At 69.6% G+C, this 14,264-nt stretch carries 13 protein-coding genes; 9 read left to right on the forward strand and 4 right to left on the reverse strand.

Annotated elements, in window-relative coordinates; all coding sequences use genetic code 11:
• Position 1: 1 nt before the first annotated feature.
• Genes ABIN76_RS07930 through ABIN76_RS07945 form a run of 4 tightly spaced genes read left to right on the forward strand, consistent with a single transcriptional unit; the run spans position 2 to position 4,560 of the window.
• Positions 2 to 286, forward strand: a complete 285-nt coding sequence (locus tag ABIN76_RS07930; RefSeq protein ID WP_104172348.1) for a F0F1 ATP synthase subunit epsilon — start codon at positions 2 to 4, stop codon at positions 284 to 286.
• 10 nt (positions 287 to 296) lie between these two features.
• Entirely contained in the window at positions 297 to 728 is a 432-nt protein-coding gene (locus ABIN76_RS07935; protein ID WP_346959171.1) for a DUF2550 domain-containing protein, read from the forward strand.
• A 5-nt stretch (positions 729 to 733) separates the two neighbouring features.
• Complete coding sequence (locus ABIN76_RS07940) at positions 734 to 2,074, forward strand: alpha/beta hydrolase-fold protein (protein ID WP_346959172.1); 1,341 nt, start codon at positions 734 to 736, stop codon at positions 2,072 to 2,074.
• Complete coding sequence (locus ABIN76_RS07945) at positions 2,071 to 4,560, forward strand: DUF2156 domain-containing protein (protein ID WP_346959173.1); 2,490 nt, start codon at positions 2,071 to 2,073, stop codon at positions 4,558 to 4,560. The genes ABIN76_RS07940 and ABIN76_RS07945 overlap by 4 nt, the downstream gene beginning before the upstream one ends.
• A gap of 151 nt (positions 4,561 to 4,711) precedes the next feature.
• Here ABIN76_RS07945 and ABIN76_RS07950 read toward each other — a convergent pair whose 3' ends face one another.
• The 3 genes from ABIN76_RS07950 to nucS all read right to left on the reverse strand — a co-directional run bounded on the left by ABIN76_RS07950 (position 4,712) and on the right by nucS (position 7,210).
• Complete coding sequence (locus tag ABIN76_RS07950; RefSeq protein ID WP_011692441.1) at positions 4,712 to 4,915, reverse strand: cold-shock protein; 204 nt, start codon at positions 4,913 to 4,915, stop codon at positions 4,712 to 4,714.
• A 321-nt stretch (positions 4,916 to 5,236) separates the two neighbouring features.
• A complete protein-coding gene (locus tag ABIN76_RS07955; RefSeq protein ID WP_346959174.1) occupies positions 5,237 to 6,481 on the reverse strand; it encodes an amidohydrolase family protein in 1,245 nt (414 codons plus the stop codon).
• Between the two features lie 33 nt (positions 6,482 to 6,514).
• Positions 6,515 to 7,210, reverse strand: a complete 696-nt coding sequence (gene nucS / locus ABIN76_RS07960) for an endonuclease NucS (RefSeq protein WP_346959175.1) — start codon at positions 7,208 to 7,210, stop codon at positions 6,515 to 6,517.
• A 101-nt stretch (positions 7,211 to 7,311) separates the two neighbouring features.
• Here nucS and ABIN76_RS07965 point away from each other — a divergent pair, with 101 nt between their 5' ends.
• Both ABIN76_RS07965 and ABIN76_RS07970 read left to right on the forward strand, forming a co-directional pair.
• On the forward strand, positions 7,312 to 7,686 hold the full coding sequence (locus tag ABIN76_RS07965; RefSeq protein ID WP_346959176.1) for an ATP/GTP-binding protein: 375 nt from the start codon (positions 7,312 to 7,314) through the stop codon (positions 7,684 to 7,686).
• Between the two features lie 59 nt (positions 7,687 to 7,745).
• Complete coding sequence (locus tag ABIN76_RS07970; protein WP_346959177.1) at positions 7,746 to 8,543, forward strand: alpha/beta hydrolase; 798 nt, start codon at positions 7,746 to 7,748, stop codon at positions 8,541 to 8,543.
• Between the two features lie 86 nt (positions 8,544 to 8,629).
• Here ABIN76_RS07970 and ABIN76_RS07975 read toward each other — a convergent pair whose 3' ends face one another.
• Positions 8,630 to 9,823, reverse strand: coding sequence for an AI-2E family transporter (locus tag ABIN76_RS07975; RefSeq protein WP_346959314.1), 1,194 nt, complete (start codon positions 9,821 to 9,823; stop codon positions 8,630 to 8,632).
• A 331-nt stretch (positions 9,824 to 10,154) separates the two neighbouring features.
• Here ABIN76_RS07975 and ABIN76_RS07980 point away from each other — a divergent pair, with 331 nt between their 5' ends.
• The 3 genes from ABIN76_RS07980 (at position 10,155) to ABIN76_RS07990 (ending at position 14,234) form a co-directional block, all read left to right on the forward strand.
• The gene (locus tag ABIN76_RS07980) at positions 10,155 to 12,005 is read left to right on the forward strand and encodes a hypothetical protein (RefSeq protein WP_346959178.1); all 1,851 of its coding nucleotides are present in this window, start codon (positions 10,155 to 10,157) and stop codon (positions 12,003 to 12,005) included.
• 127 nt (positions 12,006 to 12,132) lie between these two features.
• Complete coding sequence (locus ABIN76_RS07985; protein ID WP_346959179.1) at positions 12,133 to 13,134, forward strand: tetratricopeptide repeat protein; 1,002 nt, start codon at positions 12,133 to 12,135, stop codon at positions 13,132 to 13,134.
• A complete protein-coding gene (locus tag ABIN76_RS07990; RefSeq protein ID WP_346959180.1) occupies positions 13,134 to 14,234 on the forward strand; it encodes an NADH:flavin oxidoreductase/NADH oxidase in 1,101 nt (366 codons plus the stop codon). Before ABIN76_RS07985 ends, ABIN76_RS07990 begins: the two co-directional genes overlap by 1 nt.
• The last annotated feature ends 30 nt before the right edge of the window (positions 14,235 to 14,264 follow it).

Raw genomic sequence — 14,264 nt, forward strand, 5'->3', positions numbered from 1 at the left:
TATGGCTGAGCTTGAGGTTGAGATTGTCGCAGCGGACCACTTCGTGTGGTCCGGAGCGGCCAAGATGGTCAAGGCCCGCACCAGCGATGGTGAAATCGGAATCCTGCCCGGCCACTCGCCCCTGCTGGCGATTCTGGCCGAAGGTGAACTGGCGATTGAGCCGGTGTCCGGTGACCGCATTGCTGTAGTCGTCGACGGTGGGTTCTTCTCCGTGGACAACAACAGGGTCGTCATTGTTGCTGACAACGCCCAAATGGGCGACGCGGCTACTGCGGGGATCCGCTAGCCCGACCTTGATGAACGTTACTGGTTTTCCGTTCATCGTCCTGGCAACCGTGTTTGCGTTGCTGGTCTTTGCACTGTGCCTTTCCGGGGTGCGCCGCTTCAATCTGCGGCGCGCCCTGGGCACGGTGGACGCCTCCATCTGCGTGGCTGGAAACAGCTGGCAGATGGGGGTTTGTCGTTATCAGGACAACGACCTGGAATGGTTCCGCCTCGCCTCGCTGAGCGTGCGGCCGAAGCACACCTTCCGCCGCAGCTCGCTCGAACTGCTGGGCCGACGTGAACCGACCGAATCCGAACTGGTCAAGGTGCAGCCCGAGACCGTGATCGTGGAACTGCGCTATGAGGGCCGGGACGTCCTGCTGGCGATGAGGTTCGACGCCTACACCGGGCTGTCCTCCTGGCTTGAGGCCGGACCCGTCATCGGCGTCGGCACCTGGCGCTAGTCCCGGTGGGTTTCGCCGAGGACCTCCGGATCGTCGACGGCCCGGTGCTGTGGGCCGCGTGGGTCGCCGGAATCGCGGGCGCCCTGTACCTACTTTGGCCGCGCGGCCGGCGGCGCACTCCGGCGCTCCACGCTGCCGCCGCTGCACTCGCCGCCCTGGTTCCCGCCGCAGCGCTTGTCCTGGGCGTGCACTGGTTCCTGGTCTACGCCGTAGCCGTCTTCCCGGACGTGCTTCCGTCCGAGGTCCTCGGCTGGTCCGTTCCTGCCGTCGCCGCCCTGCTGCTGGCGCTGCACCGCGCCTGGAGAACCTGGCGCGCCCGGCCGCGGCCCGCCCGCCCCGGCTTGCCCATGACGGCGGCCGCTGCCGCCTTCGCCGGCGTCCTGGCACTCTCCGCGGTGCAGATCAACGGCTATTTCGGCTTGAACCACACGGTCGGCGACCTCACCGGTTCCGCCGTCGCGCGGATCCAAAGCCTCGCCGACGAACACAAGCGGCGGCCGGGGGAGCGGGCCGCGAGCCTGGCCGGCTGGACGCCGTCGGGACCCCTGCCCGCGGCCGGACTGGTCCGCAAGGCCTCCATCCCCGGCACCGAGTCCGGGTTCCGCAGCCGGGACGCCTACGTGTACCTACCGCCCGCCTACCAGAACTCCCCGCGACCGGCGCTGCCCGTGCTCGTGCTGTTCGCCGGCCAGCCCGGGGGACCCGCGGACTGGCTCACCGGAGGTGCCCTGCGGAGCCGGATGGACCGCTTCGCGGCGGCCCACCGGGGCGTGGCGCCCGTGGTGGTGGTGGTCGATCCCAACGGGAGCCCCAACGGCAATACGCTCTGCATGGACAGCAAGATCGCGCAGGCCGACACGTTCCTGGCCCGGGATGTGCCCGCCTGGATCCGCGGCACCCTCGACGTGGATAAGGATCCGCGCAAGTGGGCCGCCGGCGGCTTCTCCTTCGGCGCCACCTGTGCAGTCCAGATGGTGACACGGCACCCCGGCATCTACAGCGCGGCGCTGGCTTTCTCAAGCGAGGAAGAACCGGCCCTCGCCAAGGAACGGCACAAAACGGTGGAGGCGTCGTTCGGCGCAGACAGCGGAGCCTTCGAGCGGCAGACCCCGCTGCACCTGATGCAGCAACAGCGTTTTGACTCCAACGCCGCCTACTTCGCCGCCGGCGAGCGGGATACCCAGTTCGTCGGGTACCTGCACGTCCTCTCCGGCGCCGCCCGCTCGGCAGGTTTTTCGGTCCGGGAACAGATTGTCCCCGGCACCGGCCATTCCTGGGAGGTCGCCGCCAGGGGCCTGCGGGGCGGCCTTGATTTCCTGGCCCCGCGGTGGGGGATCACCCGGTGAGGCGCGGCTTTAGCCGCATCGGAGGGCATCTGAAGACGGTCCCCTTCTCGCTGGCGTTCCTCGCGGCCTTCCTGGCCACCGGCGTGGTGTCCGGCAGCTTCCTTGCCGGGCCGCCGGAGTCCCTGCTGGAGGCCGCATCGGTCAGCGCCCCGGGGCTGCAGGGCGGACTCTGGTGGACCATGTTCAGCTCGCTGTTCTTCGCGACCAACCCGCTGGCCTACCTGGCGGCATCGCTGATGATTCTTGGATTGCTGGGCATTGCCGAACGCCGGCTCGGGTCGCTGCGCACCGCCGTCTTTTTCGCGGTCGGGCAATTCGCGGCTGTGACCCTGTTCCTGCTCGCCACGCAGCTGGCGCGGTTCGCCGGTGACGGCTGGCTCGGCGCCATGGTCGGGGCGCGGCTGATCGGCCCGTACGCGGCCATCCTCGCTGTGACGCTGGCAGCCTGTGCGCTGCTGCCTGCCTTGTGGCAGCGGCGGCTGCGCACCGCAGTGGTCTCTGCTGCCCTGCTGCTCGTGCTGTACGTCGGGCATCCTGAGACGGTGGTGGGCCTGGCCGGCGCCGTGGCCGGACTCATGGCCGGCTGGTGGATCCAGGATGACAAGGGCACGCTTCACCGCCACCGCTCCACCGGGCGGGAGACCCGCAACCTGCTGGCACTGACGGTGGCCATCTTCGCCGTGGGTCCGCTCATCACGGCGGCAGTGCGAAGCCCCACCGGACCGCTGGCGCTGCTGCGCGAGATGGTGCTCAATCCGCTGCCCACCCTGGGCCAGCTGGAACAGAACTGCGGCGCCGGCGCAGACATCGGCTGCCTCGGGGCCGGCCGGGAGGGGTACGCCGGTCCGCTGGGTCTGGCCCTTGCGGTGGTTCCCGTGGTGCTGCTGCTGATTTGCGCCGACGGCATGCGGCACGGACGGCGGCTGGCGCTGCGGATCGCCATCCTGGTCCAGCTGGGCGTCACTGCCCTGGCCAGCGTGTACCTGACACTGTTCGCCCGGATCCCGCATAACCCCGCCCGGGCGCACACGGCTGTTATGGGTTCGGCCGTTGTGCACGTGCTGCCGCTGGTGGCCGTCCCGCTCGCGCTGGTGCTGCTGCTTGTTGCCAACCGGCGCCTGTTCCGGGTGGAAACCTCACGCAGGGCCCGCCGTATCCTGGCGCTGGCCGTCGCGGGGACCTTCCTGGTGCTTGCGGGCGGCTACACCGCGGCATGGTTCGCCGCCGGCGGCCTGGAGCGCGACGGCGGCTGGCTCGGCCTCGCTGCCGAGCTGGCCCGCCAGTACCTGCCGCTGCCCATCCCCGGCACCTACAGCCGCGTTTTCCAAAACCGCAATGCGGTCGAGGCCTTCCTCTTCGCCTGGTCCGGCATCATTTTCTGGGCCGTGGCGCTGGCCGGTGTCTGGTTGGTCCTGCTCCGCCGGCACCACGGCACCGACGCCGGGACCGGGGACCGTGAAGTGGCCCGGGCCCTGATCCGGCAGGGCGGTGACTCGCTGTCCTGGATGGCGCTCTGGGAGCCGAACAGCTACTGGTTCGCTCCGGAGGCCCGCGGGGGAGTGGCCTACCAGCGGCACGGCAACGTCGCGCTCACGGTAGGGGGACCTTTTGGACCGGCAGCGCACCGTGCGGACGCAGCCCTGCAGTTCCTGAACTACTGCAACGAGCATGCGCTGATTCCGGGCTTCTATTCGTGCACGGACGAGCTCTGGCCGCTGTTGGAGGCCCGCGGGTTCCGCCGCGTTGCCGTGGCACTGGAGACCCGGCTGGCGGTCCGTGAGCTGACTTTCAAGGGCAAGGAATGGCAAAACGTGCGTACGGCCCTGAACCGGGCGGCCAAGACCGGTGTCCGCGCCGTCTGGGGCCGCTACCGCGAGTTCCCGGCTCCGCTGCGGGCGCAGTTGAGCGAGGTGTCGGAGGAATGGGCTGCCGGCAAGTCCGTCCCGGAAATGGGATTCACCCTGGGCAGCCTGGACTCGCTCGAGGACGAGGAAGTGCTCTGCTGCCTCGCCGTGGACGCCGGGGGCCGCGTGCACGGAGTGACCAGCTGGCTGCCGGTCTTCGACGGCGGGCGGCTGGTGAGCTGGACGCTGGATGTGATGCGCCGGCGCGGAGATTCTTTTCCCGGTGCCATGGAGTTCCTGGTCGCCTCGGCCGTGCTGGAGCTCCGTGATTCGGTGGAGGTGATCTCCCTCTCCGGCTCCCCGCTGGCCAGGGAGGAGCCGCCGTCGGACGGCGCTGGCCCCCGCGACGGCGAGGGCCTCGCCGGAATACTCGATGTGGTGGGCCGGGCGCTGGAGCCGGTGTACGGATTCCGGTCCCTGGCCGCATTCAAATCACGGTTCAAACCGGAGTACCGCACCCTGTACCTGTATTACCAGGACCCATTGCAGCTGCCCGCGATAGGCCGTGCGCTGAGCCGGGCGTACCTTCCGGACCTTTCGGTCCGCCAGAGCGCCCGGCTGCTCCGCACCCTGGTGCGCTAATTCTGAGGCCGCTGCGATTTAGCGGACCGCCGGCATTACGCCACAAACAATGCGGCGGCGCGCGCCATTCAACAGCAAAAAAATGATCCCCGGCAATAATGCCGGGGATCATTATCCGAGCGGACTGCCGGCGGCAGTCCTGCCGGGGAGACTAGACCAGCGTGACGCCGGTAGCCTGGGGGCCCTTGGCGCCCTGGCCGATCTCGAACTGAACGCGCTGGTTCTCGTCGAGGGTCTTGAAGCCGCCGGTCTGGATTTCGGAGTAGTGAACGAAGACATCGCCGTCGGAGTCATCCGGGGTAATGAAGCCGAAGCCCTTTTCAGCGTTGAACCACTTGACGGTTCCCTGTGCCATTTAATTCTCCTCATTGTGGATCTTGAATAAGTCCGGCGCACTTTGCACCGGCCTTGGTCACTCTGCGAGAAGAACCGTGGCGTCCGCCCGGATTGACCGGGCCTTGGCGGCAGGAGCTTCACGCTCGCAACATGTCTTGCGAGCATGAAAAACACCTACACAAAGACTGGTACAAGAATTTCACGCCGCCTGCGTCAGGTCAACGGGCCCGGCGCATAAATGGCATAAATTTTATGTAAAGAGTTCATGAACGACTTCGCGGCCCTGGAAAGCCGCCGGCGAGGCCGGCCGCGGCCCCATAGGCGCCGGCCGAAAGACGCATTAGGAAAGCGCATCCAGCCATTCCCCCGAGCGCATTACCCGGAAAAGGTCCAGCCCGGAATTGACGACGACGGCGTCCGCGCGGAATCCGCGGCGCAGCGAGCCGAGTTCGGCGCCGAGCCCCAGGACGGCGGCGGGAACCACGGTGGCCGAAAGGACGGCGTCGGTCAGCGGAACACCGGCCGCCACGGAGTGGCGCACCACGTCCAGCATCGTGGCGGTCCCGCCGGCAAGGGCACCGCCGTCGTCGAGCCGGGCGACCCCGGCAGTGACGGTGACCGCGGAGCTGCCCAAGGCGTACGCGCCGTCGGGCAGACCGGCGGCTGCCATGGAATCGGTTACCAGCGCGATGTTGGCCGCGCCCGCGAGCTGGAACACCGTGGCTACGACGGCCGGGTCCAGGTGGGTGCCATCGGCGATCAGTTCCAGTACCGCGGCCCCGGCGGCCGCGCTGCGCAGGCAGGCGGTGACGGGTCCCGGCGCCCGGTGGTGCAGGGGAGGCATGCCGTTGAAGAGGTGGGTCACCGTGGGCCGCGTGCCGCGCGTGGGCACCCCGGCCTGGCGCGCCCCGGCCCGTAAAGCCTCCCCGGCGGAGCCCAGGGCGGCCTCGGCCGTGGCATCGTCGCAGTCCGTGTGCCCCAGCGAGGGCACCACACCGTGGCGGGCCAGCTGCCGGGCCAGGGCTTCGGCGCCGGGCAGCTCGGGGGCGAAGCTCATCGTGGCGAGGGTGCCGCGTGCGGCGGCCACCAGCTCGGCGAGGAGTTCCGGATCGGGATCCCGGAGGAAGTCCGGGTCCTGCGCCCCGCAGCGGGCCGCGGCGAGGAAGGGTCCTTCCAAATGGATACCGGCGAGCAGGCCTTCACCGCTCAGCCGGGCGTGCAGGGCGATCCCGCGCAGCAGCGACTCCCGGGAGGCGGTGACCAGGCTGGCCAGCAGGGTGGTGGTTCCGGCACGGTGCAGGAAGTCGATGGCACGCCGCGCCGGGGCCTCCTCCCCGCCGGGGAAGTCGCCGCCGTAGGCGCCGTGGCAGTGCAGGTCCACCAGGCCGGGAAGGATCAGGGCCCCCGGCGGCAGCTCTAGCGCCGGAACCCCGCCGAACCCTGCGGGCCCGGGTGTGAAGCCGGCAGCTGGACCAGCGTAGGCGATCCGGCCGGCTTCCACTGCCACGACGGCGTCATGCTGCGCGGCCCCGTCGCTGACCACCGTGCCGTACAGGAGGTGCCGGCCGGCCGGCTCGAAGTTCATTCTCAGAGTCTAGGGCGCGGCCCCGGCAGGGTCTCAGAAGAGCCGGGACTCGCTGTCGTCAACGCCGCGCATGGCGTCGTAGTCCAGGGTGACGCAGTCGATGCCGCGGTCGTTCGCCAGCACCTTGGCCTGCGGCTTGATCTGCTGCGCGGCGAAGATGCCGCGCACCGGCGCCAGCAGGGGATCGCGGTTCAACAACTCAAGGTAGCGGGTGAGCTGCTCGACGCCGTCGATGTCGCCGCGGCGTTTGAGTTCGATCGCCACGGTGGCGCCGCTGGCGTCGCGGGCGAGGATGTCGACCGGGCCGATGGCGGTGAAGTACTCACGGCGGATCAGCGAGAAGCCGGCACCGAGGGTCTCGATCTGCTCCGCGAGCAGCCGCTGCAGGTCCGCCTCGACCCCGTCCTTGATCAGCCCGGGATCCACGCCGAGCTCGTGCGAGGTGTCGTGCAGCTGTTCGTGGATGTTGATGATGAGCCGGTCGTCGGTTTTGGTGGACTGCACCGTCCACTGCTCGATCACGCCGACTTCGACGTCCACCTCGTCCGGCGTGGAGACCCGGAGCCTCGCCGGCGGACTCATCCAGTTCAGCGGCTTGTAGGATCCGCCGTCCGAGTGGACCAGGACCGAACCGTCGGCTTTGACCAGCAGGAGCCGGGTGGCGAGCGGAAGATGGGCTTTGAGCCGGCCGACATAATCTACGGAGCAACGGGCTATGACTAAACGCACCCGGTCAACACTACCGCCTGGTGCGGCGCTTCCGGGAGCCGTGGCGGCCGGCCGGTGGCCCGCGGGGCGCGGGAGCAGCCGGGCTGGGGCAGAATGGAGGCATGCCGCGTTCCAACCGTCCCCGCCGCGCCGTGTCCGGCCACGCTCCCGCAGGGAAGGGCGGAGGGAAAGGGGCAGGGCGGGCCGCCGGCAAGCACGCCGCCGGCCCCGCACCGGAACTGGACCTGGAACGCGCCCGGACCGGGATTGCGCGGCGCGAGAGCGCGCCCGACGGCGAATGGGTAGTCCGCTCGATCTCCGCCAGCCGGGCCGGGAAGACATATATCTGCCCGGGATGCCACACCAGTGTGCCACCGGGGACCGCGCACCTGGTGGTCTGGTCCGAGGATCACATCTTTGGCGCGGCCGCAGGCCTGGCCGAGCGCCGGCACTGGCACTCCAACTGCTGGACCTCGCGCAGCTACCGGTACCGCTGACGGCCTTCGGTACGGACCGCAAACGGCCAACCCTGCCCGGTTTCGCTAAGCTGGAGGGCATGACTTTCGACCCGGCGTCCTTCGTGTTCAGCCAGCCTTCCGCGCCCACCGCCATCCGTGCCTCCACCGTGCTGCCGGCCCGCCGCGAAAACGTGGAACTCCGCACCGCGGACGGACACCGGCTGGTCGGCGAACTGGCGGTTCCGGAATCCGGCGACATCAAGGCGACCCTGATCACGCTGCACCCGCTGCCCACCCACGGCGGATTCATGGACTCCCATGTCTACCGCAAGGCCTCCTACCGCCTTCCCGCCCTTGCCGGCATTGCGGTACTGCGCTTCAACACCCGGGGGACGTCCTCGCCGCGCGGTACCAGCCAGGGCTCCTTCGAGGAAGGCATCGGCGAACGGCTCGACGTCGAGGCGGCGGTGCGCTTCGCCGTCGAGCGCGGACTGCCCAACCGCTGGCTGGTCGGCTGGTCCTTTGGCACCGAACTCGCGCTGATGTACGGCGCCACCGAGCCGGTGACCACCGAAATCGAAGGCGCCATCCTGCTCTCGCCCCCGCTGCACCGCGCCACGGAAGTCCACCTCAAGGAATGGGCCGCGTCCGGCAAGCCGCTCAAGGTCCTGGTCCCGGAGCACGACGACTACCTCCAGCCCGTTGCCGCCGCGGAACGCTTCAGCCTGGTGCCGCACGCCGACGTCGTGGGCGTCGACGGTGCCAAGCACCTGTGGGTGGGGGAGAAGTACGCCGGCCGGGTGCTCAACGAGATCGTGGCCGAGGTGCTGTCGGGCGGGGCCGCCGCTGCGCTGCCCGAGGAATGGGACGGCCCGGTCGCCACCGCCCACGCCTGAACGCGCTGCCTGCGGGAAACCGCTACGGAAACGGACAGCCGCTACGCGGGCCCACGTAGCGGCTGTCCGTTGGCGTAGCGAAAACGCTAGTGCTTGTCCTGGCGCACGATGAAGATTTCCTTGACCAGCAGCATGACCGCCGCGGCCGTGGGGATGGCGATCAGGGCCCCGAGCACCCCGAGCACGCTGCCGCCGGCGATGACCGAGATGACGGCGACCGCGCCCGGGACCGCGACGGCCTTCTGCATGATCCGCGGGGAGATGAAGTAGGCCTCGAACTGGAGGTAGGCGAAGTAGCAGATCGCGAAGACCACGGCCGTCTGCCAGCCCGCGGTGAGCGCGATCAGGGTGACCAGAACCCCGGCAATCATGCCGCCGACCAGGGGGATGAAGGCGAGCAGGGCCACGACAAAGCCGAGCAGCAGGGCAAACGGGACACGCACGACCGACATCACGATGAAGGCGAAGGTGGCGTTCAGCAGTGCGACGCAGACCTGGCCGATGACGTAGTTGCCCACCGAGCCGGTGATCTCCTCGGACAAGGCCTCGACCCGGGCGCGGCGCGAGCGCGGCGCCAGCCGGTAGCCCCACTTCTTCATGGCCGGCATGGCGGAGAGGAAGTAGAGGCTCAGGACCAGCACGATCAGGGCGCCGAACAGGCCGTTCGCCACGGTCGTGCCGAAGCCGACGACGCCGCCGAAGATGCCGCTCATGGCCTCCGGATTGTTGACGAACTTCTCCAGTTCCTGGCTGATCCGGTCGCGGACGCCGAACTGGCTGTCCACCGTGCGGAAGAAATCGGAGTCGATAAAGTCCTGGATCCAGTGCGGCGCCTCCTGCACGACCTGGGTCACCTGCTGGACGATCGTGGGGATCAGGGTGGCGAAGAACCCGGTGACGGCCAGCGCCAGGACCGCTACGGAGACCAGGATTCCGGCCGGCCGCGGCACCTTCTTGCTTTCGAGCCAGCGCACCACCGGGTCCAGGCCCAGGGCAATGAACAACGCGGTGACAATCCAGAGCAGCAGCTGGGTGGTGTTGGAGCCGATCCAGTACACCAGCAGGGCCGCGCCGACGCCGACCGTGCCCATAAAACCGACGTAGAGCGGGTGCTGGGACGACATCCGGGGACCGGGGTTGCCGAACCGTGCGGTGCTCTCCGTGTCCGGACCGGCTTCGACCTCTTCGTCCTGCCCGGGCGGCAGCTCGGGCGGCATCTCGAAACGCAGCCGCGGCTGCGCGCCGGGCAACGGCTGGCGCAGCCGGCGTGCCATGGACATCAGGAAACCGGCAGCGGCCGCGCGCGGGGTGGAGAGCTGGGTGGCAGGCTCCTGCGGACCGTGTGGCTGGCTGCCGGATTCCTGGCTGGCGATTTGTCCTGCGGGGGACGAATCCGTGGGTTCAGTCACTGCGTCGAATGCCCTTTTTCTCTGTTAAATCCCTGCGAAACCGCGGCTGCGTGCCGGGTGTGATGATCACCGCAAACACTATCAGCCGCCTTGTCAACTGGCGGGTCAGCGGTGGTGGCCGGGGGCGGGGAGGGGCTTGACAACGTCCCCGATCTGACTCTCAGGTAACAAAACGGTTACTGTTAAAGCTACGTGTCCGCTGATGATAGGTATTATTTTGCGTTTCAAGACTGCAGTTGCACTAGTGCTGCTCGGCCTCCTGACACTGCTGGCAGGCATCGGCCAGAAGACCGTCTGGGCTCCGGCCGAGACCGTCACCGCCACCGCGCCCGCCGGCGGGACCGCTGCCCCGTTGACCGTCATTGACGAAAAACTGCGCACCCTGCACGGCGGCACGGTAAAAATCCAGGTCAAGGGGGAGGGCAACTTCATCCTCGCCGCAGGCCGGCCCGACGACGTCGACGCGTGGGTGGGCAAGACCGCCCACAACACCGTCTCCGGCGTCTCGGAGGACGGCAAGTCGCTGCAGCTTGACCACGCCGACGGCGAAGCCACCGCGCCGTCACCGGCCGGGTCGGATCTGTGGGTGACCACGGAGAACGCCAGCGGCACCCTCGACTACTCGTGGACCGCGCCGGCCGACGGCGACTGGGCCCTCCTGCTCGCCTCCGACGGCAAGAAGGCCGCCCCGTCCTCGATTTCGATGACCTTCCCCAACGACACCTCCACCCCGTGGGCTATTCCCCTGATGGTGCTGGGCGGACTGCTGATCCTGGCGGGAGCCGCACTGCTGCTGCTCAAGCCGGCGCGCGGTACCAAGGACCGGAACGGCTCCGACGGTTCCACCGGCGGCCCCGGCGGCCCTGCGAAGGGCAGCCTCTTTGCCCGCCGCGCCCAGGCGAAGGCCCAGGCGAAAGCCAAGGCCAAGTCCGCAGCCGGCAACGCAGCCCCTGCCGGCGGCGCCGCTGACGGCAACCCGGCCCGTAGCGGCAACGCAGCAGGCAGCGCTGTAAAGAACAAGCCGGCCACGTTCGCCGTCCGCCGCCGCTCCGGCGCGGTGGCGCTGCTCACCGCCGTCGCGGTAGCGGGCACCGGCGTTGCGGCGCAAGCCAGCCAAAGCCCCGCGCCGTCGCCGAGCGGCTCGGCCTCTTCGGCCGCCGAGGACGCCGCCGCCCCGGTCCTGCTGGACGCTCAGTTCCGCCGCGTCCTGGAACAGGTTTCCAGCGCCGTCGACGCCGGCGACGCGGCCAAGGACGCCGCCAAGCTGGCGCCCCGCGTGGGCGCGAGCGAGCTTGAGGTACGCAAGCAGAACTACAAGATCCGTTCCAAGGTGGGCAGCTACGAGCCCCGCATGCCGGTCCGCGCCACCAAGCTCCTGACCACCGTGGTCAGCAACAAGCGTGCATGGCCGCGGTCAGTGATGGCCGTGACCCAGGGTGACGGCAACGTAGTTCCGCAACTGCTGACCCTGGTGCAGGCTTCGCCGCGGGAGAACTACAAGCTGGTCGGGGCCACCCCGCTGCAGCCGGGCACCACCTTCCCGGGGATCAACCGCGGGGGCACCGAAACCCTGGCCGCCGCGGATAAGTCCGGCCTGCTGTACAGCGGCCAGGAAGCACTCTCCGGATTGGCCGACCGGCTGACCAAGGCCGACTCCACCTTCAAGGACAAGCTCATCGAAGGGAAGTCCTCGCCCTACATCGCGGACACCCTGGCCTACCAGAAGGACGTGGTGAAGTCCGGCGCCAACGGCAAGTTCGCCTTCACCCACAAGGTGGTCCCGGCGGACACCGTGGTGTTCCGCACGGCCGACGGCGGCGCGCTGGTCCTGGGCCGGCTGGATTTTGCCCTGGACGGCACGCCGAAGAACTCCGGCGACAAGCTGACGATCGGCAACGACGCGGCGGCCCTGGCCGGCGGCAAGGAAACGAGCACCGGCATGGTCCTGAACTTCGCCGAGTCCGTGGCCGTCTACGTGCCGCCGACCGGATCCAAGGACCCGATGAAACTGGTGGCCGCAACGCGCGGCCTGGTCGGGGCGAAATTCAAGTAGCCCGCCCAAGGCAGTAAACCCTAGGACAGTAACGCGCAGAGCAGTAAACCGCAGCGCACCTACGACGACCGGGCCGCCATTGCGGCCCGGTCGTTGCTGTGCGGGGCGTAGTGGATAGAGTGGAGCCATGACTTCGCCAGCTTCCCGTCCGGTCCCTCCAGCTGCCGCCAACCCGCTTAACCTGCGGGGCGCCGTCGACCTCTCCTCGCTGAAGCAGCGCCCTGCGCCGCCCGCGGGCGCGGGCCGGCCGCCGGCCCCCGGAGCTGGCGCGCCGGGTGCCGCTGCACCCGACGGCGGCTCCGCCGCGCCGCTGCGCGTGGACGTCACCGAGGCCAACTTCCAGGAGCTGGTGGATCTCTCCGCCCAGGTCCCCGTGGTGATTGCTTTGTGGGCCGGCTATTCGCCCGGCTCCGCCCAGCTGGTGGACGCGCTGGAGCAGATCGTGGAGAGCTACGGCGGCCAACTGGTCCTTGGCGCCGCCGACATCGAAGCGTTCCCCCAGCTCGCCCAGGCCTTCCAGGTGCAGGCCGTTCCGACCGCCGTCGCCGTCGTCAAGGGCCAGCCCGTGCCGCTGTTCCAGGGCGGCGCCGATGAGCAGCAGGTGCGCAGCCTCTTCGACGAACTCCTCAAGGTGGCGGCAGCAAACGGCGTGACCGGCCGGATCGGTGCCGGCGGCCCCGGCGCGGCCGAGCCCGAGGCTCCGCCGCTGCCGCCGCTGCACCAGAAAGCCTTTGACGCCATTGAAGCCGGCGACTACGCCGGCGCGGCCGCGGCCTACCGGCAGGCGTTGACCGAGATGCCGGCCGATGCCGAGGCCAAGGCCGGACTGGCGCAGGTGGAGCTCATGGGCCGCCTGCAGGCCTTGTCCGCCGCGGAAACGGAGGCCCTCCGCGGCCGGGCCGCCGAGGAACCGGACAGCCTTGAGGCCCAGCTCGCCGTCGCCGACCTGGACATCGCCGGCGGCCACGTCGAGGACGGCCTCGGCCGGATCGTGGCATTCATCGGCCGGAACTTCGGCCCGGAACGCGAAACCGCCCGGGTGCGCCTGCTGGAGCTGTTCGACGTCGTGGGCACGTCCGACGAGCGGGTCGCCAAGGCCCGGCAGAACCTCGCCCGGGTGCTGTTCTAATGGGGTCGGCACTGTTCACACCGCTGGAGCTGCGCTCGCTGCGGCTCGAGCACCGCGGCTGGGTTTCGCCGATGTGCCAGTACAGCTGCGAACCGGAGACCGGCGAGGGCGTGCCCACCGACTGGCACCTGATGCACCTGGGCTCCTTTGCCACCGGGGGAGCCGCCCTGATCCTGACCGAGGCGGCCGCCGTCAACGCCGCCGGACGGATCAGCCCGCGGGACGCGGGCCTCTACAACGATGCCCAGGCCGAGGCATGGCAGCGGATCGTCGACTTTGTGCACCGGCACGGCTCCGCCGGCGCCAAGATCGGCACCCAGTTGGCGCATGCCGGGCGCAAGGCGTCCTCCTACTGGCCGTTCTCCGGCAAGACCGGCACCGTCCCCGTCTCCGACGGCGGCTGGACCACGGTGGGACCGGGCACCGGCGCCTTTGACGGCTACGCGCCGCCGTCGGCGATGACCGTGGAAGAAATCGACGGCATGATCGCCGACTTCGCCGCCGCCGCCGTCCGCGCGGTCGACGCCGGCTTCGACACGATCGAGATCCACGGCGCCCACGGCTACCTGCTGCACCAGTTCCAGAGCCCGCTAATCAACGACCGCACGGACAGCTGGGGCGGGAACGAACAGGGCCGCAACCGCCTGATGCTGGCCGTCATCGACGCCGTGCGGGATGTCATCCCCGAGTCCATGCCGCTGTTGCTGCGGATCTCCGCGTCCGACTGGGCCGAAGGCGGCATCGACGCCGAGGCCTCGGTGCGGCTGGCCCGCGCCGCGGGCGAACACGGGGTGGACCTCGTGGACGTCTCCAGCGGCGGGGCCGTCGCGCACCAGTCCATCCCCGTCGGCCCCGGCTACCAGACCGGGTTCAGCGCCCGGATCCGGCGCGAAGCCGGCGTCCGGACCGGCACCGTCGGTTTGCTGACCTCGGCGGGCCAGGCCGAGCACGCGGTCGCCACCGGGCAGGCGGACGGTGTCTTCATCGCCCGGGCCGCGCTCCGGGACCCGCACTGGTGGCTGCGCGCGGCGTTCGAGCTGGGCCACGAGCTGGCCTGGCCGCCGCAGTATGAGCGCGCCATTCCGCGGCATACGTTCTAGGCCCGCACACCGGCCGGTGGCAGTTAGTCT

Origin of the sequence: uncultured Arthrobacter sp. (assembly GCF_964021775.1) — a bacterium.
Taxonomy (GTDB): Bacteria; Actinomycetota; Actinomycetes; order Actinomycetales; family Micrococcaceae; genus Arthrobacter.